Annotated in this window: 14 protein-coding genes and 1 pseudogene; 12 read left to right on the top strand and 3 right to left on the bottom strand. The window is 38.0% G+C overall.

The window, feature by feature from the left end; all coding sequences use genetic code 11:
* The first annotated feature begins 9 nt into the window (after positions 1-9).
* From C4E06_RS18235 to C4E06_RS18190, 9 genes and pseudogenes are all read left to right on the top strand, one after another.
* Positions 10-726 (top strand): hypothetical protein, encoded by a 717-nt coding sequence (locus tag C4E06_RS18235; protein WP_107669436.1) that lies wholly within the window; start codon positions 10-12, stop codon positions 724-726.
* Positions 727-857: 131 nt separating this feature from the next.
* Positions 858-2,615, top strand: a complete 1,758-nt coding sequence (locus tag C4E06_RS18230) for an SDR family NAD(P)-dependent oxidoreductase (protein ID WP_107669434.1) — start codon at positions 858-860, stop codon at positions 2,613-2,615.
* Positions 2,616-2,776: 161 nt separating this feature from the next.
* Entirely contained in the window at positions 2,777-7,597 is a 4,821-nt protein-coding gene (locus C4E06_RS18225) for a PfaB family protein (protein ID WP_107669432.1), read from the top strand.
* A 31-nt stretch (positions 7,598-7,628) separates the two neighbouring features.
* Positions 7,629-9,224 carry a PfaD family polyunsaturated fatty acid/polyketide biosynthesis protein gene (locus tag C4E06_RS18220; RefSeq protein WP_107669430.1) on the top strand — a complete coding sequence of 532 codons (1,596 nt, stop codon included), beginning with the start codon at positions 7,629-7,631 and terminating at the stop codon, positions 9,222-9,224.
* A gap of 138 nt (positions 9,225-9,362) precedes the next feature.
* Positions 9,363-10,640, top strand: coding sequence for an NAD(P)/FAD-dependent oxidoreductase (locus C4E06_RS18215; RefSeq protein WP_107669428.1), 1,278 nt, complete (start codon positions 9,363-9,365; stop codon positions 10,638-10,640).
* A 962-nt stretch (positions 10,641-11,602) separates the two neighbouring features.
* Positions 11,603-13,120 carry an efflux RND transporter periplasmic adaptor subunit gene (locus tag C4E06_RS18205; RefSeq protein ID WP_107669424.1) on the top strand — a complete coding sequence of 506 codons (1,518 nt, stop codon included), beginning with the start codon at positions 11,603-11,605 and terminating at the stop codon, positions 13,118-13,120.
* Positions 13,121-13,163: 43 nt separating this feature from the next.
* Positions 13,164-16,257, top strand: a pseudogene (locus C4E06_RS18200) (efflux RND transporter permease subunit).
* Between the two features lie 4 nt (positions 16,258-16,261).
* Entirely contained in the window at positions 16,262-17,047 is a 786-nt protein-coding gene (locus C4E06_RS18195) for a thioesterase II family protein (protein ID WP_107669422.1), read from the top strand.
* A 420-nt stretch (positions 17,048-17,467) separates the two neighbouring features.
* Positions 17,468-19,789, top strand: a complete 2,322-nt coding sequence (locus C4E06_RS18190; protein WP_107669420.1) for a putative PEP-binding protein — start codon at positions 17,468-17,470, stop codon at positions 19,787-19,789.
* 41 nt (positions 19,790-19,830) lie between these two features.
* On the opposite strand, the gene C4E06_RS18185 is transcribed toward C4E06_RS18190, so the two are convergent.
* Positions 19,831-20,085: a hypothetical protein gene (locus tag C4E06_RS18185; RefSeq protein WP_107669418.1), complete on the bottom strand. Its 255-nt coding sequence runs from the start codon at positions 20,083-20,085 to the stop codon at positions 19,831-19,833.
* 159 nt (positions 20,086-20,244) lie between these two features.
* On the opposite strand from C4E06_RS18185, the gene C4E06_RS18180 reads away from it, so the two are divergent.
* Together C4E06_RS18180 and C4E06_RS18175 are read left to right on the top strand one after the other, a co-directional pair.
* Entirely contained in the window at positions 20,245-20,868 is a 624-nt protein-coding gene (locus C4E06_RS18180; protein ID WP_107669417.1) for a class I SAM-dependent methyltransferase, read from the top strand.
* A 360-nt stretch (positions 20,869-21,228) separates the two neighbouring features.
* A complete protein-coding gene (locus tag C4E06_RS18175) occupies positions 21,229-22,554 on the top strand; it encodes a hypothetical protein (protein WP_107669415.1) in 1,326 nt (441 codons plus the stop codon).
* Between the two features lie 32 nt (positions 22,555-22,586).
* Here C4E06_RS18175 and C4E06_RS18170 read toward each other — a convergent pair whose 3' ends face one another.
* Both C4E06_RS18170 and psaK read right to left on the bottom strand, forming a co-directional pair.
* Positions 22,587-23,006, bottom strand: coding sequence for an FHA domain-containing protein (locus C4E06_RS18170; protein WP_107669413.1), 420 nt, complete (start codon positions 23,004-23,006; stop codon positions 22,587-22,589).
* Positions 23,007-23,246: 240 nt separating this feature from the next.
* Positions 23,247-23,522, bottom strand: a complete 276-nt coding sequence (gene psaK, locus C4E06_RS18165; protein ID WP_107669412.1) for a photosystem I reaction center subunit PsaK — start codon at positions 23,520-23,522, stop codon at positions 23,247-23,249.
* 112 nt (positions 23,523-23,634) lie between these two features.
* On the opposite strand from psaK, the gene C4E06_RS18160 reads away from it, so the two are divergent.
* Positions 23,635-24,267, top strand: coding sequence for a phosphoribosylanthranilate isomerase (locus C4E06_RS18160; RefSeq protein ID WP_107669405.1), 633 nt, complete (start codon positions 23,635-23,637; stop codon positions 24,265-24,267).
* Positions 24,268-24,454: the final 187 nt, after the last annotated feature.

Raw genomic sequence — 24,454 nt, 5'->3', positions numbered from 1 at the left:
CGTTACCAAATGAAGTTAATTCCTCTACCGGCTCCAGATTTTTGGGATTTTGCAGCGAATACTTGTAAAACTTGTCTGTTGACCGATGATGGTTCGGCTACCACCACTCAAGTTGCTCAATGTTTAATCAATCAAGGATGGCAGGTAGGAGTTCTCAGTTTCCCTGACTTTTTAATTCCGTCCCGTCCCTCTCTTCCCTCAACGGTTCAACGCTTTACCCTAACTCATCTGAGTGAAGAACATTTACAAGAGCAATTGAGCAACGTTGTGGAAACCTACGGACTTATTGGCAACTTTATCCATTTACATCCTCTCCATGACGTTCTTCCCCATCAGGGACACACCAGAGTCAACCCCAATAAAGCCATTGTTAAACAGGTGTTTTTATTGGCTAAACATCTGAAATCTTCCTTACATCAAGCTGCAAGTCAAGGCCGCGCTTGTTTTCTCACTTTGGCTCATTTAGATGGAGAATTTGGCCTTAGTGGTAACCAGGAATTTAGTCCTATCAGTGGCGGATTATTTGGATTAACCAAAACCTTAAATCTAGAGTGGCAATCTGTGTTTTGTCGTTCTCTGGATATTAGTCCTGATTTAGATGAAGGCACAACGGCTCAAATTATTTTAGCTGAGTTACATGATCCCAATACTCTGATCCAAGAAGTCGGTTATACCCCTAAAGGGCGAGTGACTTTAGATTGTGAATTAGCTCCTTTAACCATTTAATTGCTAGGAAGTTTAGGGGAACTGTCTTAACTAAACTCCTTATAACATCTGTTTTTTTAGGAAGCCTTTTTGATAGTTGATGACTCATTTCTGTCTGATCAATGCACAATACTCTTTAATAATTTTTCCTCATGATTACTAATACTCAACTTAATTCGTCCTCTGTTGTTCTCGTGAGTGGAGGGGGTCGAGGAATTACAGCACAATGTATTATTTATTTAGCTCAACATTTTCATTGTAAGTTTATTTTAGTAGGCCGTTCTGAAATATTAGAAACAGAACCAGAATGGAGTCTAGGTTGTACGGATGAGCCTGCTTTGAAAAAACGGATTATGCAACATTTAATGGCTCAACAGGATAAACCAACTCCGGTTAAAGTGCAAAGAATTTATAAGCAGTTATGTCAAAGTCGAGAGATTCATCACACTCTATCGGAGATTGAAAAAAGAGGAGGAAAAGCTGAATATTGCAGTGTAGATATTACGGATACACTGGCACTGAAAACGGTTTTAAAACCGATCATAGAGCGATTGGGAAAAGTAACAGGAATTATTCATGGGGCAGGAACTTTAGCTGATAAATTAATTGAAAATAAAACGGAACAGGATTTTTATCGGGTTTATGATGTTAAAGTTGAAGGTTTAAATAGTTTACTGACTAATGTTGATATTGCTGAATTAAAGTTTATTGCTTTATTTTCTTCTTTTGTTTCTTTTTATGGCAATGTTGGTCAATCTGATTATGCGTTGGCCAATGAAATTCTTAACAAATACGCTTATTTACTTCGACAACAATATCCTCATTGTAAAGTCGTTTCTATTGGTTGGGGACCTTGGGATGGAGGAATGGTAACGCCTCAACTTAAAGCATTATTTGAACAACAAAATATTAAGGTCATTCCTCAACAAGTTGGAGCGGAAATGTTGGCAGAAGAATTAATACAAACTCAATCAAATACTGCTCAAATTATTGTCATGAGCAAACCGATTTCTCCTGCACCTAGTCTGATCACTTCTGAAAAAAAGAGTTATCGTTTATATCGTCGTTTAACCTTGGCTGGTAATCCATTTGTTTACGATCATGTTATCGGTGGAAATCCTGTTTTACCAGCAATGTGTGCTTTAGGTTGGATGACAAATAGTTGTGAACAATTGTATCCTGGTTACTATTTTTCTAGTTGTGATAACTATAAAGTTCTTAAAGGAATTGTTTTTGATCAAGGATTAGCTAATCTCTATTGTCTTGACTTAACTGAGGTTGAGAAAAATGAAGAAGAAATTACGTTTGAATCCTTAATCTGGAGTGAAACCCCAAAAAGCATTCCTCTCTACCATTATGGCACTTTAATTAAACTGAGAAAGCAACGAAACTCTATTCCTTCGATAGGTTCTGATGTTAGGCAAATCCCTCAAACTGCTGGTGATTTACAGCCTTATGAACAAGGAATCTTATTTCATAAACCCAGATTTCAAGGAATTCAAAAAGTTATCAAACTAGATACAAAAGAAGCAATTTTTTCTTGTTATTTGGGAACAATTAATATTAGAGAACAAGGTCAATTTTTTACTCAATCTTTTAATCCTTATACAGCAGATATGCTATTTCAATGTTTATTAGTTTGGGTCAGAAAATTTTATAATTTAGGGAGTTTACCCCTAAAACTAACCAGTTTAAAACAGTTTGCTTCCCTTCCTTTTGACCAAGAATTTCTGATTCAACTTTCTATAGATGAACATAGTAAAACCAAAGTTGTTGCTAGTGCGATCGCTTATAATACTCAAGGACAAGTATATCTTGAAGCGAACCGAATGCAAGTGACAGCTAGTCATCGCCTCAATTCCTTATTTCTTAATAACACAGTCCCATCTAATGATACAATCTGTTTATAAGCATTGTTCATTACCATTCAAATCATTTGAAAACAAGGAAGTTCCTTGGTTGTGAGGAAAAATAAGGATGTAAGAGTGAACAATAAAACTCTAGATTTTTATTAGTTAACGGTTTAATTATTATTTCTTGAAGATGCTCAAGTATTATTGTTGGAGTCTTTATGCTACGTTCTAAATTTGCTGTTGTTGGCTTAGATATTTGCTTAGATAAATTAATGAATCCTGAGCAATTTTCTGCTCTTGTTTATCAAGGATCAAAAATCAAAAATTGCGAACAATTAATTGATGATTCTTGGTCTATTTTATCTCAAATTTCTGCTAAATCTGTAAACAATTGTTTTAATCAGTTAGGAGAAAAGGTTGCTCTGATTGTTACTAATAATAAATCCAATACAGGTAATAATTATCATAATCTTAAGAATTTAGTTGATAATTTATCGAATTTATGGGGCTGTACAATCACCCCATTTAATCTAGATAATAGGACAGATTGTTTACTGAAAGCCTTAGAAATTAGCCAAATTCTCTTAGTGGCTAAAGAAGTTGATACTGTTATTATTAGCGCGGTTGATACTGGTTTATTTCCTCATACAATTCAAGGCGGATCTATCGTTCTTCAAGCTTATGATGATGCTTGTAAGAATAACAACCGTATTTATACCGTCATTGAATCATTTACTAAAATAACTGATAGTTTAGAACCCTCATCTACTGCCATAAAAGAAAGCTGTGAAATCGCCTTAAATTATGCCAATTTAAAGCCAAGAGATATTGGTTATTTAGAAATAGCAGATGGTTATTTTCAAGACAGTAAAAAATCTGAGGTTCAAGGATTAACTCAAGTTTACGCTTTAGAAAAAGAAGGACTAAGTTGCGCTGTTGGAAGTACCCAGGCAATCATCAGTCCTTTGGGTATTACTGAGGGATTAATTAGTTTAATTAAAACCAGTCTTTGTTTATATCATCGTTATCTTCCTCCTACCCCTCAACAAGAAATTAAATCACCTAAACTTTGGGAAAAAAGTTCTTTTTATCTGCCGAGACTGTCTTCTCCTTGGTTCTTAGAAAAGGGACAAAAAAAGCGTCATGCAGCCGTTAATATAGTTACCAATAATGGGACATATGGACACATTACCTTGTCCGAAGCAACGGAGCAAAAATCAACTCCTAATCATTATTTACCCTACGCTTCTTTTTATCTATTTCCCTTAGCAGGAAAGGATCTTTATTCTTTACAGAAACAACTAGATAATTTATCCCAAACTATCGAAAATAGTTTATCTTTGTCTCAACTTGCTAAAGTCAACTTTACTCAATTTCAAAGTCAGTCTCAGTTACCTTATGTGGTGACTATTGTTGGAAATAAAAAAGAAAGCTTACAAAAAGAAATTAAGCAAGCTAAAAAAGGAATTGAAAAAGCCTTTACTCAAGGAAAACAGTGGAAAAGTCCGAAAGGAAGTTATTTCACTCCCAAACCATTAGGAAAAACAGGAAAAATAGCCTTTGTTTATCCAGGGGCTTTTAACTCCTATTTAGGCATGGGAAGAAACCTATTTCAACTCTTTCCTAAACTGTGGGATCGCATGGACAGATTTGTCAGTGATCCAGGGGAATTTTTTAAAGCCAACTATCTTTATCCTCGAAGTCAACATGAGTTATCAAAACGGGACCTAGAAATCCTAGAAACTAACTTTATGACTAACCCTTTATCTTTACTAGAAACAGGCATTGGGTTTGCCGTATTGTTTACAGAAATTATGCAACAATATTTCCGTATTAAACCAGAGATTTCTTTTGGTTATAGCATGGGAGAAACGACAATGATGTATGCGTTAGGGGTTTGGCCCAATGCAGATCAAGGCAGTCGTTTTGTCCATTCCTCTCCTTTGTTTCACACCCGTTTAATGGGAGAAAAACAAGTCGTCTCAGACTATTGGCAACAAACAGGAGATAATCTTTGGAGTAGTCATGTTTTAATGGCAACGCCTGAACAAGTTAAACAGTGTTTAGAAGGAGAAAAAAGAGTCTATTTAACCCATATTAATACCCCTCAAGAAGTCGTAATTGCAGGGCATCCTCAAGGGTGTTTACGGGTGATCGATCGCCTACAATGCGATGGGTTTCGATCGCCATCGGATATGGTGTTGCATTGTGAGGCCATGCAGTCAGAGTATCCTGCATTTATGCAACTTAACACAGTACCATTGGGAACGATGCCAGAAACGGTGTTTTACTCCTCTGCTAATTATGAACCGATTACCCTCGAACAACAAGCGATCGCCCATCATTTGAGTCAGGGGGTGTGTCAACAATTAGATTTTCCTCGTCTGATTAACCGTACCTATGACGATGGGGCGAGAATTTTTCTAGAATTAGGATCGGGGGGAAGTTGTTCCCGTTGGATCTCAGAAACCCTACAAGAAAGAGATCATGTTGCCTTATGTATTAACCGTCGCGGGGCTGATGATTTAGCCAGTATTGTTAAAATGTTAGCTCAATTAGTGAGTCATAGGGTAGATGTTGACATATCCCCTTTATATATTAGTGAATCATTAGAAAATAAGACAACAATTCCTACTATAAATTCTCTACAAAATACCCCAGAAAAAGTTAACCAAGCTTGTTTATATGACCAAGGGGATATTTTAGAATTTGTTGAGGGTAGTGTTTCCAAAGTTTTTGGTAAAGAGTATGAACCAATTGATCAATGTTCTCGACGGGTAAGAATGCCGTCTCCTCCTTTTCTTTTTGTGAGTCGGGTGACACAATTAGAAGGAACATTAGGAAAATATGGATCAGGTTTAATTGAAACAGAATATGATATTCCTGATGATGCTTGGTATGCGATCGATGGTCAATTAACGGTGGGTATTTGTAAAGAAGCTGGCCACGGTTTATTGATGTTATTAAGCTATTTAGGGACAGATTTTGAAAGTTTAGGAAAGCGTTCCTTTCGCTTATTAGATTTGTCGGCTACTTTTCTGTTTGAACAACCTGAAAATTTGAAAAGTTTGAAATGTCGGGTCAAAATAACCTCCTCTGTTAAAACCGAAAACAGTCTTTTAGTCTTCTTCGAGGGAGAAGGGTTAATTGATGATCAAGTTTGGATGAAATTAGATAACGGTTGCGCTGGTATTTTCTCTGATGAAGAACTCGCAGAGGGACAAGGTATTGTTGAATCTGAAACCAAGGAAAAAGAACAGATTCAAAGCAAAAAAGAATCGTTTACACCGCTTCTAAATTGTTCTAAAAATAGTTTTGAAAAGACTGATATTTTAGCCTTGAGTAAAGGAAATATCTCTGCTTGCTTTGGAAAAAATTATGAGCAAAATGGCTTAAATTCTTCGTTAAGATTGCCTCCCGAAAAACTCATTATGTTAGATGAAGTAATGATGATTGATTCTCAAGGAGGAATAGCCGGTTTAGGGTTAGCCATTGGGTCAAAAAATATTACTCCTGATGATTGGTATTATAACTGTCATTTTCGTAATGACCCCACCCTTCCAGGCAATTTAATGATCGAGGGATGTATTCAACTTGTACATTTATATAGCCTCTTTTTAGGGTTGCAAACCAAGACAAAAGATGCCCGTTTTCAAGTTATTCCAGGGAAAACTCAAGTAGCCCGTTTTCGGGGTCAAGTTGTTCCCCAGTTCGGAACTTTAATGTATCAAATGGAAGTAGTAGACATTGGCTTATCTCCTCAACCCTATATTATCGCTAATGTGGCTGTTATTTTTGGTGGAAAAACCATTGCTACTATCAAAAATATTGGTGTTCAACTGCTGGAAAAGCCTTTTAATGTCGAAAGCAAGTCACTACAACAAAATCAAAAATCTGTTTTATTTAACGAAAAAGAACTCAAACAATTCGCTAAAGGTTCCGTAGCAGCTTGTTTAGGTTCAGAATTTGATCGCTATGAAAATCGTCAATCGGTTCGCTTACCTAACGGAGAGTTTCAATTAGTCAGTCGGGTGTTAAATATTGAAGGAAACCGTCATGAACTCAATCAACCTTCTTCGATCGTAACTGAGTTTGATGTAGACGAAAATGCCTGGTTTTATGAACATAATTCCTACCCGAGTTTACCTTACTGTACTTATATTGAAATTGCCGGACAGCCTTGTATTTTCCAAGGGGTTTATATGGGGGCAACCTTATTATCTCCTGACGATGATCTGCATTTTCGTAACTTGGATGGACAGGGAGTTATTCTTAAAGAAATGGATCTGAGAAATAAGACCATTACTGATCAGGTGAAACTGATTTCAACAACATCTGTCAAAGGCGCAATTATTCAGAAATTTGAGTTTGAATTATCCTGTGAAGGAGACCCTTTTTATCGAGGTAATATGGTCTTTGGTGATTTTAGTACCTCAGTGTTAGCTAACCAAGTCGGATTAGATGGGGGAAAACGCCTCAAACCTTGGTATGAAAATAACGAATTGTCGGGATTAACCTTAAAACAAATTGCTTTAAAAGAAGCCAATTCCAAGGAGAAATATTATCAAATTAATCCCCAAAAACCTCACTATCGTCTCTCTCAAAACTATCTCGACTTTCTCGATGAAGTTTATATCATAGAAAAGGGAGGAAACTATCAACAAGGTTATCTCTATGCAACAAAAACTATTACCCCTGAAGACTGGTATTTTCCCTATCATTTTTATCAAGATCCCGTGATGCCAGGGGCTTTAGGGGTTGAAGCAATTTTGCAAGCCATGCAAACTTATGCCCTAGAATTAGACCTCGGAAAATCCTTCAAAAATCCTCGGTTTGGACAAGCTATTAATCATCAAATTACCTGGAAATATCGAGGACAAATTACCCCAGAAAACCGTTTTATGTCCTTAGAAGTGCATATTTCCCAGGTGAAAAAAGAAAGGGATAGCCTCACCATTATCGGTGATGCCAGTCTTTGGAAAGAAGACTTACGAATTTATGAAATTAAAGACATTGCTATTTGTCTCTTAGAAGCTTAAAAACCGATTAACCGTTACTCAAAGATTGAAAATGAATCAACCAACAACCACAACCTTATCGAACCTTCCTATCCTTCCTGATACCTCAGAGTCCATTGCTTTTGATGCGGAAGGAATTAAAGAAAAATTGTTAAATTTAGCTCAACCTTGTTATGTTTTTCTCGATAACAATAAAATTGGTTTATCCCATCAACGGGTTGATAATGTTCCCCCACAAATGATGGTCAACCCCCTCCTACCCCAACAATTAGGCGATCGCGGTTTTTGTGAGTTTCATGGGGTAAACTATGCCTATGCAGCCGGGGCGATGGCCGGAGGCATTGCCTCAGAAGAATTGGTCATTTCCCTGGGGAAAGCAGGATTTTTAGCCAGTTTTGGTTCAGCAGGTTTAGTTCCCCAACGAGTTGAACAAGCCATCAACACCATTCAAACCGCCCTACCCAATGGTCCATATGCTTTCAATTTAATCCACAGCCCCTCGGAGGAGGCTCTAGAAGAGGGCGCAGTTAACCTTTACCTCAAACATGGGGTAAAAACCGTCGAAGCCTCGGCATACATGGATTTAACCCCCCATATCGTTCGCTACCGCGCCGTTGGTTTAGCCTTGGACACCCAAGGCAACATACAAACCCATAATAAAGTTATCGCCAAAATTTCCCGATCAGAAGTTGCCCGTAAATTCCTACAACCAGCCCCCGTTAAACTACTCAACGAATTGGTAGAAAAAAGGCAAATTACCCCCTTACAAGCCACGTTAGCCCAAAAAGTTCCTTTAGCTGACGATATTACCGTTGAAGCGGACTCTGGGGGTCACACCGATAACCGTTCTTTGGTGTGCCTTCTTCCTTCTATTATTGCTCTACGGGATGAAATTCAACGACAATACCATTATGAGCGTCCGGTAAGGGTGGGGGCGGCCGGCGGTATAGGCACCCCAGAAGCAGCCTTAGCCGCCTTTATGATGGGAGCCAGTTATATTGTGACGGGTTCGGTCAATCATAGTTGCATAGAAGCCGGAACTTCTGATCATACTAAACAATTACTCGCCCAAGCTGGAATGGCAGACGTAGTAATGGCCCCTTGCGCTGATATGTTTGAAATGGGGGTTAGGGTGCAACTGCTGAAACGGGGTAGTTTATTCCCGATGAGAGCGCAAAAACTCTATGATCTTTACAAAACCTATGACAGCATCGAAACCCTTCCTACAGATATTCGTCAAACCCTAGAAAAACAAATTTTCCGCAAAAATTTAGACACAGTTTGGGACGAAACCGTTGCTTATTTTCAACAACGAGATCCCGAACAAATAGAACGAGCAAGTAACAATCCTAAACGAAAAATGGCCTTAATTTTTCGCTGGTATTTAGGACTCTCTTCCCGTTGGTCTACCAGTGGAGAGGAACAACGAAAAATGGATTATCAAATTTGGTGTGGTCCGGCGATGGGATCGTTTAATGAGTGGGTAAGGGGTTCTTATTTAGAAGTACCTGAAAATCGTAAAGTGGTTGATGTGGCAAGTCATATCATGAGAGGAGCCGCTTATTTATATCGATTACAAAACTTAAAGTTTCAAGGGTTAAACTTTCCTTCTCAATACAGTTATTATCATCCCGTCTCTTTTTATTAACTTTAGTTAAGTATAAAAAGCCTAATTCTGAGTATAATTACTTGTCAGAAACATCCTCCTAAATTTGAGTTTTTAGGACAAGGAATCAGTGTATACTTAAACTAACAACAATTAACCCTAATTATCCAAGGAAAATCCATGGAAAAACTAGCAATTATTGGTTCTGGTATTTCAGGCACACCCATCGCCTACTATCTTCAAGATCAGTATGATATAGAAGTTTACGAAAAAAGTAGCCGTGTAGGAGGTCATGCTCACACACTAGACTTAGATGAAGACGGTAAACGGATTTCCCTTGACACTGCTTTTGTTGTTTGTAATAAGCCAAATTATCCTAATTTGATGCAATTTTTTGAGGATTTAGGCGTAGAAACTCAAAGCCATTTAGGAGGATTTAACTTCTATAATTTAGATACAGGAATGCAGTTTAATTCCTTTGATTTAGAAATGTCTAAAGAAGAATTTGAACAGCAACAACCCCCAGAATTAGTCGCTTGTTATGAAGAAGCAAAACGCTTTTTTTCTCAAGCACGTTCCGATTTTTGGGAAGGAAAAACACGAGTTTCTATGCAAGAATATTTAGATGCTAATAATTATAGTCAAGGGTTTAGAGATAACTTTGTGATGTTGATGGGATCGGCGGTTTGGTCAATTCCCACGGAGTTATTAATGGAGTTTCCAGCCTCAACTTTTATTAGTTTTTTTATGACCCATGATCAAGGAGGTTTAGGGGGAAAAACCGTTGACTGGGAAACAGTAAAAGGGGGAAGTAGTCGTTATGTAGAAAAGGTAAGAGATGCCTTAAAAAAACCGATTCGCACAGAAGAAGAAGTTATTAGTGTTAAGAAACAAGAAGACGGCAAAGTATTAGTTAAAACCAAAACAGATGAGGCGATTTTTGATAAAGTTGTTATTGCCACTCATGCCGATCAAGCCTTAGACATTTTAGCCGATCCCACCCCCTTAGAAGAAGAAATATTAGGTTGTTTTAAATACAATGAAACAGCCGTAACCGTACATACTGATCCTGTAATTATGAACAGCGATCGTAAGACCTGGCAATCTTGGAATTATGGACAAGTAACCAAAGAAGGACAACTTTATACCTATGTCACTTATTATTCTAATAAAGTTCATAGTTTTGAAGCAAAAAAAGATTATTTTGTCTCATTAGATACCCCTCCCATCGCCATAGATGAGGATAAAATCATCAGAATTCTTAACTATAAACACCCTGCTTATGATATGAATACCTTAGAGGCACAAAAGAAAATTTATCAGTTAAATGAAACGGGGCCTATTTATTTTTCAGGGACTTATTTTCACATTAAAAAACGAGGGATTGATTCCTATGGATTTCATGAAAGTGGCATTGGTTGTGCGGTTGAATTAGTTGAGCGTCTGAAAAAAGGATAATTTCTGAAAAAGTAGCGAGATTTTTCTGGAAGAATGAAGATTATGGTTTTTCCCATAAAAAATAAAGAATAAACTAATTTTTCTAAAAATTCTCCATTTTATTGGAGAATTTTCATTTTAAAGTAAATATAGAACGAGGTGATAGGATTACCTCTAAACTTCCCCAAAGATGCTTAACATCTTTAAAATATTTTAAATCTACAGAAAATTAACCTTTATGAACAAAATTCTAGAATCTAAGGATAGCCTATGGAGAAAAATAAACGGTAATTTTTCAGAAGATTACCCTTGACAACTCAAAAAATAATTATCTCTAATCATTACTAGATAATATGACAGGCTTGAAAAAGTTTGCTAATTTCTTAACTGACATCTTGCACGCCTTACAAAATAACTTAATAGCTAAAAAGAAGACAGTCAATGTTCAAGCAGTTAGCCTTAAAATAAGATACTTTTGCCTGTCTTGGTGAGCGTTCCCTTGCGCAGATGCGAAGGCGCGGGCTCTTGCCTCTTGCCTCTTGCCTCTTGCCTACCCCCCCGGCCCCCCTTTCAAAGGGGGGTGTGGGGGGTGTAATCGAAGGTGCAAGATATAAGTTAACAGTTAATAGCATCTCTGTGGCTCGGGTTAGCTTTAGTTTTGGTCAAAATCATAACATCTTTAGCAATCGTTAGAATCTAGAGGATGATATTAACCGTCAAAACTATTTTTCGTCTCTTTCCTCTAGTTTAGAAAGGCGTATTCATTCTGCTAATTGCCATGAAGTAGAAAGCTTTTGACTTCAACCGACAGTTACGTTGGATCGATTGAGTGCGAGTTTAATGGCTGCTTGCTCTTGTTTCAAGAAAAAAAATTGCTCTCGTCACTAACTCAATACGGCAAGGAAATGTCTTTTGTTGGTCAAGGTTAGGGAATTGAAGAGCATAAAGATTACGTAAATACAACTTTGAGGAACCTAGTCAATATGCAAGACTTCAATTCCGAGTTACCCCAGTCCCCAGAAGAAACCGTTTCTATTGTTTATTCTCCTGAATATAAACAGCCAAAATCAGTTTTTAAGTCCTTTTGGGCTTTATCCGCAGGCGGTTTATTCTTATTGGGGATTGGGTTTTGGTTGGGGTCAACTCGTCAATCTATTGAACCCATGGCCCCGGTCGTCGCCGAAAACAACCATTTTCTCCCTGTGGAAGTGGAGAATTTGGTGGCCGTTAATTCCCATCAACAGTCACGAACCTATACAGGGGAAATTGTTCCCCAAAATAGCAGTGATTTAGGATTTGAGCGGGCAGGTAACATTGTCCAAATCCTTGTAGACGAAGGACAACGAGTATCTGCTGGGACTCCCATTGCCCGTTTAGATACTCGCCAGTTGCTCACCCAAAAACAAGACATACTCGCCCAAAAACAACAGGCCATGGCTCAACTGCGAGAAATGCAAGCAGGTCCCAGAACCGAAACCATTGACGCAGCACGGGCTAAATTAGCGCAACAACGGGCCCAACTAGAGGAAATGCAAGCCGGGCCAAGAATGGAGACCATTGCAGCCGCACGGGCTAATGTGAACAATTTACAAGAACAATTAGAATTATCCCTAAGTAAAAGTGAGCGTAGACAGTCTCTTTATGGTCAAGGGGCAATTTCCCAAGAACAACTTGACGAAGTCATTACGGAAGTAGAAACCCAGCAAGCAAGGGTCAAAGAAGCGCAAAGTCGCCTCGATGAGTTATTAGCCGGAACTCGTTCAGAAGTGATTATGATGCAGCAAGCTAAGGTCAGAGAAGCGCAAAGCCAACTCGACGAGTTATTAGCGGGAACCCGTTTGGAGGTGGTTGACGCTCAACAAGCAACCTTAAAACAATTAGATAGCCGTTTAGCCAGTATAGAAATTGATTTAGAAAAAAGTGTCCTCAAAGCACCCTTTACAGGAAAAATTTCCCAACGCTATTTAGACCAAGGAACCACTGTTTCGAGTGGTCAGTCAGTGGTGCGTTTGGTGCAACTCGACCATATGAAAGCCCATATCGGTATTCCTGCTTCCCTACAATCAAAAATCACTGTAGGAGAGAAACAAATCGTCCAAATTGGTGAAAAATCTTATCCAGCAACCATCAGCAATATTTTACCGGAAGTCGATGGAACCACCCGAACCGTCACCGTTGTTTTAAATTTAGACGATCAGGGGACTCAAGGGGTAAGTGCCGGACAGATGGTGACTTGGCAGTTGCAACAAACCCTAGAGACTGAAGGGTACTGGTTGCCCACAACCGCTTTAGTTCGGGGAATTAGGGGCTTATGGTCGGTTTATGTGTTAGGAGAAGCCCAGGGGCAAGAAGCCTTTGACGTTGAACGGCGAGATGTAGAAATTTTATACACCGATGGGGAAAAAGTGCTGGTGAGGGGAACTCTAGAAGGGACTGAACAAATTATTATCAATGGGACTAATCGACTGGTTCCTGGGCAAAAAGTACGCCCTTCCTCTTAAACCAATACTGAACATCTGACTTTTTGAATTCTGAGGCTGACTGGTGAATAGCTTATTTTATCGCAATGTTCGACTTTTAATTTTAACCATTTTAGCGATCATCGTTTGGGGTTTATCTTCTTTTTTCAGTTTACCGCGTATGGAAGACCCAGAAATGACTTCCCGTTTCGCAGTGATTACGACTCATTTTCCTGGAGCATCACCTGAACGGGTAGAAACCCTAGTGACGGATAAACTTGAAGAATCTTTATTTGAAGTTGAAGAAATCAAGACGATTGAATCTACCTCTAGACTCGGTTTTTTCATCCATTAGCGTCGAGTTAAATGACAATATTAAAGAGGTTGATCCCATTTGGTCACAGGTTCGGGATAAAGTTAACGATGCCATTCCCCACTTACCTAACACGGCTTCAACCCCTGAATTTGATACTTCTAAGGCCAAGGCTAATGCTTTAATTGTTGCCTTAACTTGGGATTTAGACACAGCAGTTAACTACGGAATTTTAAGCCGTTGGGCCCAGGAATTGGAAGATCAACTCCGGTTAATTGGAGGAACCGAAAAAGTTGAGCAGTTTGGAACCCCGGAAGAAGAAATTATCATTGAAGTCAACCCAGAACAATTAACCCATTTGGGGTTAACCATACAAAGCCTGTCCCAACAAATTTTAGACAGCGATGCTAAAGTGTCCGCCGGACAATTGAGGAGTCAACAGAGTAATTTATTATTTGAAATTGCCGGGGAATTGGACTCTCTTGATCGCCTCGATCGCTTACCGATTCAATCGAGTCAGTCTAGTCAAGTAGTACGATTGGGAGACATTGCCCACATTCGTAAAGGGATTGCCGATCCCCCGGCTGAATTAGCCTTAATCAATGGTCGTCGGGCGATCGCTGTTTCTGCTTTTGTCCAATCCAATCAACGTCTAGATATTTGGGCCAGCATTGCTCACAATAAGTTAAGGGAATTTGAACAACAACTTCCCCAGGGTATTACATTAGAAACCATTTTTGATCAAAGTGATTATGTACAAGAACGACTCAATGATGTTTTAGGGAATTTAGCCCTAGGGGCAGGTTTGGTCATCGTCATTACCTTGTTTATCATGGGTTGGAAATCCTCTTTAATTGTGGGAACAGCCTTACCTTTATCGGTGTTGATGGTGTTTGGCAGTATGAAACTGATAGGCGTTCCTTTGCATCAAATTTCTGTCACCGGATTAATTATTGCTTTAGGACTGTTAATTGATAATGCCATTATTGTCGTAGATGAAGTTCAAAGTTACTTGCACAAAGGGTTGTCGCCAAAAGAGGCGGTTTCAACTACGGTCAGTCATATTTTTAGTCCTCTGTTAGCTTCAACCTTTACCAGTGTTTTAGCGTTTGTTCCTATTGCCACTGCCCCAGGAGGGACCGGAGAGTTTACGGGGACTATCGGCGTAACGGTGATTCTGGCTTTAATTAGTTCTTTAATCCTAGCGTTAACGGTGATTCCTGCGTTGGCTGGCCGTTTACACCGTTGGCAACCGACATCTACTTCAGGACATTGGTGGGAAAGGGGATTTTCCCATGGCCGTTTAACTCAAGTTTATCGATGGAGTCTTGATCGCACTTTCAGTCGTCCCCTATTAGCCATGGCGATCATTTTCATTCTGCCTTTGTGGGGGTTTATGGCTTCGGGTCATCTGCAACAGCAGTTTTTCCCCCCAACGGATCGAGGACAATTCTATCTTAATTTTGAATTACCCATTCAAACCTCTTTGCAAGAAACCCAGTCCCAGGCAATGCAAGCAAGAGAATTAATGTTAGCTCATCCAGAAATTGCGGAGGTACAGTGGTTTCTTGGCAAGAGTGCGCCTCCTTTTTATTACAATGTCCCCCAAAATCGGGAAAATGCCCCTAACTATGGTCAGGCAATTGTACAACTCAAACCTAACGTTCAATCGAGTCCTTTAATTACAACGTTACAAACTGAATTAGATCAGGCGTTTCCTCAAGCCCAAGTCATTGTACGACAGTTGGAACAGGGACCGCCTTTTGAAGCACCCATTGAATTGCGATTGTACGGTTCTGATTTGAATCAGCTACGCATTTTAGGGGATCAACTCCGAGCAGAATTGGCTAAAACTCCTAATGTTATCCACACTCGTGCTAATTTGACAGAAACCTTACCGAAACTGGGCTTAAACCTCAATGAAGAACAACTGCGTCTAGCGGGACTGGATAAAACCACCCTTGGTCGTCAATTGGATAGTAGTTTAGAGGGAAGGGTTGGGGGATCAATTTTAGAAGGAACCGAAGAACTGCCGGTTCGGGTTCGCACCACAGCCTCACAACGGGGCAATTTAGCCGATATTTCTTCTTTTACCTTACTGACTCAGGGCAATGATCCAGGTTCTCTTCTTCCTCTGTCGGCAGTGGGAGACGTTACCCTAGTCCCGGATGTGGTCACTATTTCCCGTCGCAATGGGACACGGGTTAATACGGTGCAAGGGTTTATCCCAGCCGGAATGTTGGCTGATCCAGTATTATCTGATTTTGAGGCGCGATTAGAAGCCAGTGATTTTTCTTTACCTCCGGGCTATTCCTGGGATTTTGGAGGAGAACAAGGGGAACGGGGAAATGCAGTCAGTAACTTAATTTCAACTGTGGGTGTGCTAGGGATTATGATGGTGGCTAGTTTGGTGCTAACCTTCAAATCTTTTCGCTTGGGGGGAATTATTCTGCTTGTGGCTATTTTATCTATGGGTTTAGGCTTAGGTTCATTGGCTTTATTTAATTACCCTTTCGGATTTACAGCGATTCTCGGCATTATTGGTCTGTTGGGAGTGGTGGTTAATGATTCGATTGTGGTCTTAAGTTCTTTGACCCACGATCCCCTGGCTTCAAGAGGCGATCGCTATGCAGCCCGTAATGTGGTGATGAGTGCCACTCGTCACGTTATTGCAACCACTTTGACCACTATTCTTGGCTTTACACCCTTATTACTTGATCCCAGTGGTTTCTGGCCTCCTTTGGCGATTACCATCGTAGGGGGATTAGGGGGGGCAACATTGATTGCTTTATACTTTGTTCCTTGTGCTTATTTATTACTCAAGGGTCGTAATTTTCCGATTATGACTCGTCGAAAATTAGCTTAATATTATGAATCAACTTTCTAATCCTTGGATCTTGTCTTCTCAACCCAACAAAAATGCTTCTTTGCGTCTGTTTTGTTTTCCTTGTGCAGGGGGATTACCTTCTCGTTTTAATAGTTGGTCAAAACATTTATTTCCAGAGATTGAAGTCTGTTCTTTACAATTGCCAGGACGAGGTAAACGGATTAAAGAACCTTGCATTCAAGAATGGACTGTCCTCATTGAAACAATTACCATGGCGTTAGAGGACTATTTAGACCGCCCTTTTGTTTTCTTGGGTCATAGTTTGGGGGCATTAATTAGTTATGAAGTGACTCATCGTTTACGTCAAAACCATTCTCCGATGCCACAACATTTATTCATTTGTGGTTGTAGTGGACCGAATACTTCTATTCCTCAACCTTCTATCCATCACTTACCCCCCCAACGCTTTGTCAAAGAATTATCTCAACGGTATCAGGCGATTCCTGAGATGATTCAAGAAGATGCTGAATTACTTCAACTCTTTTTACCCAGTTTAAGAGCGGATTTTACCTTATTTGAAACCTATTCCTATACCGCAAGAACTCCCTTAGATTGTCCCATTACTGTTTTTTCGGGTTTAGAAGATTTAGCGATTACTGAACCAGATTTATGGAATTGGCAACAGGAAACATTAAAGGATCTTAATTTACATTTTTTGGAGGGTGATCATTTTTTTCTATATGCTCAGAGTCAATTGATGAGTGAAAAAATCTTAGAAGCGGTTTCAGATTTGCTAGGATCTAGAAATGAGGGAATCAATTTACCCTGAAGGTCTAGCTTTTGATTCATGGGTTGACTGATAAGGTAACTTAAGAAACGCTCTTATTGCTGTAGGAGTCTCAATAATTGTTAAGATAAAAGTAGTTAATCCTCGAATCACAGCTTATATGACCCTAGATTTTAGGAAGGTCAAGCAATCTGACCAAATGGGCTGACTAGAGAAAAAAAGAATCAGTTATAATAGACAAAGATAAATTTTAATAATTAGGATAACAGACTTGCCGATTTAGTCTAAGAATTAGTTGCCAAGTTTTAGCAAGATACTATTGTTATTTAACTATTTGTTATGATATCATGACAAAAAAGGAAATATCAGTCAAAAAAATAGTAAATTTGTTTTAATTAATTACCATAATAAATAGTTTTAACCGCTTTAATTGTTCTTGCTAATTGGATTCTTATTATTGCAGTGACTAAGCTTTATTGGCTTTCTGAAATTAATTTGCGGGACCGTCCCGTTGTTGGGGAAAAAGCATGGATGTTAAGCCAACTAAAACAAAGTGGCTATAATGTTTTTCCTGGTTTTGTAATTAGTTCGAGTGTATTTCGAGAATTTCTCGATAATTTGAATGATGTGAATTCATTATTAGCAGATTTTCCTGGCTCATCCCTTCATTTGGATGTAGATAATCCTCGCATACTACAATTAGTTGCTCAACAAAGTCGTCAATCGATTGTCAATTTATCCTTTCCCTCTCAATGGCGAGAAACCTTAGTAGAAGCAACAAAAAAGCTAGAAAGTAATGCGTTAATTTTACGCACTTCGTTAGGGGGAAATTTTCCCTTAAATCAAGACATTTCTGGGTTAACGCCGGCTCAGGTTTGTTGGAATATTCCTGAAAATCTGGAAATGGCTATCAAAGAAATCTGGGCGCAATTATTAAGGGCAAAAAGTTTATTTTATTGGCAACGCTTAGGGATTGGAATTGATCAATTAAACTTAGGAATTTTAGTGCAACCGATGGTTAATGCGATTGCATCGGGCAGGGTAATTAATCGATCTCAGGATTTTGAAATAGAGGGAACCTGGGGTCTAGGTTATAGTCTCCTTAAAGGAGAAATATTACCTGATTCCTGGAAGATTAAAGGAAAATCGGGAAAAATTTTCGACCAAAAACTAGGAAATAAAGCCCGTGGTTATCGTTTAATACAAGAGCCAGAACTAACTCAATTGTCAACTAAAAAATGTGTAGAATCCTATTGTTTAAGTGAGGAGCAACAGGCTCAATATTGTTTAAATTCAGCAGAAATATCACAAATCAGCGAACTATGTAATGATTTAGAAAACCATGCCATTTCTTGGCATTCTTTAGAATGGATATTGTATCATTCTGACGATAGTTCATCCGCTCAATTAGCGATCGCTCAATTAATTTCATCCCCTTACCATCAATCTCTTGACAGTACACAATCAAACCGACCCATCAATGAACATCAATCTCGACTCATCGGTCTTGGGGTATCACCAGGACAAATTCAAGGGACTGTTTATCTATTAAATGAGGATAATAACTCTGATTTACTAGAGTTAACGAATAGTATCATTGTTAGCCAACAAATTCACCCGTTTCAACTATCTTCCATTAAACAAGCATCAGGGGTGATCACTGAACAAGGGGGAATCACCAGTCATGCAGCTATTTTGGCCAGAGAATTAGGGATTCCTGCTGTGGTGGATGTTCCTGGGGCGACCAGTTGGTTACAAACGGGAGATTCTATTCTTTTGGATGGAGACAGTGGAACCATTGTTTTAAATAGAAAAAATACATTAAACCAGCCAAAAATTCCCCTGAAAACATCTGAGGGACTTCCAGAAAAACAAAGGTTTTTTAATTATCCCATCGGCACTAAATTAATGGTTAATTTAAGTCAGAGGAGTTCCTTGGGAAAAGTTAGAGATTTACCTTGTGATGGATTAGGTTTAATTCGTTCAGAATTAATGTTATTAGATTTATGTGCGCCTCATTCTCTAAGGGACTGGTTAAAGAAGTCTCCATCGGAGCAAATTATTGAAAAACTAAAACAACGAATTAGTGAATTTGCTGAGGTTTTTGGGCCTTATCCAATTTTTTACCGAACCTTTGATGATAAATTCTCTGCTGATTCTGATCGTCGAGGAACAGCTGGATATTGTCTTGACTCTACTTTATTCCGCCTAGAATTACAAGCGTTATCAAACCTTCAACAACAAGGCTATCACAATATTAATATCATTTTGCCTTTTGTGAGAACAGTGGATGAATTTTGCTTTTGTCTGAATTTAATTGAAGAGTATAAATTATCAACTGTGAAGTCATTTCAAGTCTGGATCATGGCAGAAGTTCCCTCCATTATTTTCCAACTCCCTGATTATGTTAAAGTAGGTGTACAGGGTATAGCAATTGGGAGTAATGACTTAATTCCCTTGTTACTCGGGATAGAACGAAATCAAGTCTACTGGAATCAGATTTCTTCTGTTTATCAAACAGGGATTGTGGGGGCTTTAAAACAGTTAATTGAAGCAGCGAATCGGTTAGAAATACCCAGTTCTATTTGTGGTCAAATAGTAGTTGATTTTCCTCAAATTATTGAACAATTAATTGCCTGGGGTATTACCACTATTTCTGTAGAACCTGAAGGGATTGAAAAAACTTATCAGGCGATCGCTCGTGCGGAAAAACAAATGATTTTGAAATTAGCCAGAGAAAAAATGTGGTTAAAAAGCGGAGAAGTTCGTTCACTACTCTCATGAATGAATTAATCACTATTAATAGTATTTAATTCGGTTGATGGTTAAATGGTTCGTACTTCATTGGGAAGATAACCAATAATAATTTGTTGATTGGTATCAGGATCGAGTAATAAAATCACTCCTTTTTGTTCATTTTCCTCGGTCTGAACTACCCCATAACCGATACGATCTTCTTTGACTCCTTCAAGAAGTTTCACAAATAAGTCTTCTTGAAAAGAAAGTTTATCATGATTTTTAGCTTGGATGACTTCTTCTTCTAGTAAATAATCAAAGTTAATGCCGTCAAAATCCAACATAAAAACTCCTTAATAAAATCTTTATCATTATTTTATCATGATAGAGTCAAGTTTTTATACAGATTATTCATGAATTGTTTACATAAAAATAATGAGTCGTCATTCAACTGACCTTTATGTTAAAATATTTATGTTAATTATTATTATTTAATTGTTATTATGTCAACTTTTTTAAGACCTTTAAGTTATCAATATCCTTGGCTATATAATACTATTTCTCGTTTAAGTGCTTTAGCGGTTGGTGGAGAAAAGCGATTTCGTAGTTTATCCCTCGAAGGTATTAATATTAATTCTAACAGTAAAATTTTAGACCTTTGTTGTGGAAGCGGTCAAACCACTGAATTTTTAGTGCAAAAGTCTTCTCAAGTGACAGGACTTGATGCCTCTTCTACTGCTATTAATCGGGCGAAACAAATTGTTCCTGAAGCGAATTATGTCAATGCTTTAGCGGAAAAAATGCCATTTCCTGAGGAAGAATTTGATTTAGTTCATAGTAGTGTTGCGTTGCATGAAATGGAAACAGAACAATTAAGAGAAATCCTCAGAGAAGTTTATCGAGTTTTAAAACCTGAAGGTATTTTTGCCTTTATTGATTTACATAAACCCACTAATGTTTTATTTTGGCCATCTTTAGCAACATTTATGTGGTTATTTGAAACAGAAACCGCTTGGAACTTATTAGACACTAATTTAGTCAATGAACTAAAAGCCGTTGGATTTAAGGACTGTGAAAAACACCTTTATGCAGGAGGAAGTTTACAAGTTATTCAAGCAAGAAAGTAGTATATAGGCATTCAAGCTAAGAGTAAACGGAGACAATCGTGTTAATAGTTGACTCTGATGGGGTAGGGTGATTACATAGTTAGAAATGCGTAAGAACTTAGGGATGTAAGATAGTTAATTAAAGTTACTAAAAAGTCAGTGATCATGATCACAACGATTCAAAGATTAGAATCACAACCTTTCGGTACAGTCTCAGTTACACTAATCACAATAGATTCTCGAAACGATCACCAAATCATTCAACTTCTGGGTTTAAGTTGAGAGATTATTCTACTTATAGAACTTTTTAGTATCTAGTGATTCATATCCATACCGATAGGCGAATTTGGGGGATAAAACAAAGTAACAAGGAGAAAAACTATGATTACAGTTACCCATTTACAACAAGATTTTGAAAATTTAGCTAGAGAGGAAAGCCTATTTGAAGATTATTTCAAATACTTTAAAAATAAACCCGAAACTTACTTAGATAAACTAGAAGAATTGCTGTTGCAAGATTCTAATACCTTAATAAAAATTTGTCGTAATATTCCTGAAAATATTAGTTATTTCCTTAATCGAGTTTGCTGTTACTTTATTAATAACTTGGGATTAGATAGGCGATTTAGAAATGACTTATATAACTCTTTAAGTCGATTAATTAATATTTTAGAAAATGCAGCGGAAAAACCGACTATGTACCCGTCGTTAGAACCCTTTTTTGTGTCAAAAAAACAAATAGAAGGCGACCCTGAAACCCCAACGGCTTTTGAACGATTAAAAATAACTGTTGATAAATATAAAAAGTTAGAAGCAGAAGACGATGAACCCGCATGGAAAAGAAAACAACGACTCGGAAAGCGTTTAATTCGTTATCCTCATCTTTATAGTTTTTATTTAGGTGCATCAGAAAACACCAGTTTTGGACAAACAACCCAAGTAAGACAAGATCAATATGTAAGTAACTATTCCGTTAATTTACATCGTTATCTTCGTCAGGAAACGATGAAAGATAATAATCAAGATTTAGCAGGGTCTTTTTCTTCTAGAACGGTAGGAAAAGATTGGGAAAATCCGACTCAACTGCCTAAAGACTCCTTGTATCGTTCTATTTGTTATTATAAAGCGACAGAAAAGAAATTTAAAGAAAGATCATTAGTGGTATCTAGCTATTACGATAAAGCATCCCTGTTAGAATGTAAAATGATGCTTTATAAAGTGATTACAAGTTTATTTCCTCCTGAATATCAACAAGCATTCGTTACTCAAAAGCTATTAGCTAATTTAGGAGGAGAAGAATCAAGTTATAATAATACAAAAGCGGATTTAGCATTAATCAAAATCGCCATTGACTATTGTTTTAAGTTGTTGATTATTGATGATGAAAAAAATCACTTTTTCTTTATTGATATGTTGAGTAATATGGGAACGAAGAAAACTTTAAATGTTCTCTTACAACTTATTCATTGTTATCCCATTGATCCGAATACCCACGACAAAAGAGACAAAAAACAAAGAATGCTTTTGGCTTTAGAAAAACGATTAGCTATTTTATTTAAGAATTACGAAGACTTTGACGAAAGTGAAATGAAATGGTTAATCAACTTTCTCGAACATTTCCATGTAGCCACTGCATTACAATTTGATGGCTTAGACTTATCAGGAATTAGAATTCCTAAAGATGTTATTAAAGCAAAAGCAGCATAAATACAATGGAAATTACCATTAGTTAGTCTTGATTAATCGTTTCTCGGTTCATGAGTAATCGTATCTTCTAGGGATGATTTTTTCTGTTGAACAGAAGACCTTGACTGAGGTTGATTAATTCGAGCAAATTGACCCTTAACGGACGACTGTTCTGGTGATAGATGAATTTGAATGGTAGGCCCAGAACTAGCCAAACGAATAATCATGCCATCTACAGCTTGCTTTTGACTAATTAATTTTCGCTCGATATAAGTACCATTGGTTCCCAAATTAACCACTTGCCAGTGGTTGTCTTCGTAGCGAATTTCTAAATGATGACGGGAAACGACGGCACTATAAAGAACCACCTCGTTATCCGTAGAACGACCAATACGAATGGTCGTTGTTGTGTCAAATGTCCAACTTTGGATAGGGTTGCTGCTGGTCGGATGGAGTAAAGTTAAAGTAATCACCGAAATTCTAGTTTATAAGGGGCCTTTCATAGCTGAGTGTTGATCGAATAGCTCAACAAAAAGGATCACACAGTATTGAAACTTATTCCTATAATAAATCGTTGTTAAAACTATACAATGAATTCTTCAGAAAAATTGAGTTATACAGTTATCAGTGACCAGTTAATTGTATCGGTCACTGTTCACTGTTAAGTTCGGTGAAACTGTAGTCCTTATCTGGGACTGACTGTCAAGATTCCATTAGAGAAGACCAGCATTGGATAACCCTAAGATAATTCCTGCTCCTAGAATATGACCAAAACTAGCGGTTGCCAATAGTTCGGGAAGTCCAAATTTTTTCTTTGAGGCTAACTGAGGTAAAGGAAGATCAGGACCGGCACCAGTTTTTTGAATGGCAAAATAACCCAAAATAAAGCTAAAGAGATTAGCTGTAATCATAATCATCGCGACAGACAAGTTCCAGGGGGTCGTGACCGCAGAGGTAGCCTCAGCAAGTATGATGATATGGGAGAACATGGGTTAAACTCCTGTTTGAATTTATGACTATAAACAAGAGGCATTATAAGGATCTCTGTTGAAAAAATCTCACTTTGTTTGAATACTTAACAATTATTAGGAGTTGGGGAGAATGCGAATTAAAATTTGTGGGATCACTCAAGCTCAGCAAGGACAAGCGATCGCAGCTTTGGGAGCCACTGCTTTAGGGTTTATTTGTGTTGAGCGATCGCCTCGTTACGTGGGGGCTCAACAGATTCAACACATTATCCAAACCCTGCCGACAAAGGTGGACTGCATAGGCGTGTTTGCCAATGCCAGTTTAACAGACCTAGAAAGGGTTTTAACGGTTGCTCAATTAACGGCCGTCCAACTTCACGGAGAGGAAACCCCTGAATTTTGCGCCCAAGTTAAACAATTATTTCCTCACCTCGAAATGATTAAGGCGTTTAGAATCAAAACGAGAGACTCTTTATCCCATCTCCCTGACTACGTTGAGATGGTTGATACTTTCCTCTTAGACGCTTATCATCCTCAACAGTTGGGGGGAACAGGTAAAACCTTAAATTGGGAGATGTTAAAGAATTTTCGTGCCGATCGACCCTGGTTTTTGGCAGGGGGGTTAACGGCCGATAATATTTTACAAGCCCTTGAACATTTAACCCCGGATGGGATTGATCTATCTAGTGGGGTTGAGCGATCGCCTGGGGATAAAGATATGCTGAAAGTAACTCAATTACTGAAAAATTTACGTAAAATAAATTGAGTAAATCTCCTTAACTTTTTCTAGTTTGTTACAAAAAACTGCAAATATTAAATAATTGCTAAGTTGGGTTAACAAGCTTCATCTCAATATATTAAAATTTAATTAAGAATAAAAACTCTTTGGTAACTATTGTTGCTTGATCACACCATTGTATGACTTCAAAGATAATGACTTGAGTCATTTTATT

Origin of the sequence: Cyanothece sp. BG0011, from assembly GCF_003013815.1 — a bacterium.
Classification (GTDB): Bacteria; Cyanobacteriota; Cyanobacteriia; order Cyanobacteriales; family Microcystaceae; genus Crocosphaera.
The sequence above is the reverse complement of the archived record's forward strand: the minus strand, read 5'-3'. Positions and strand labels throughout refer to the sequence as shown.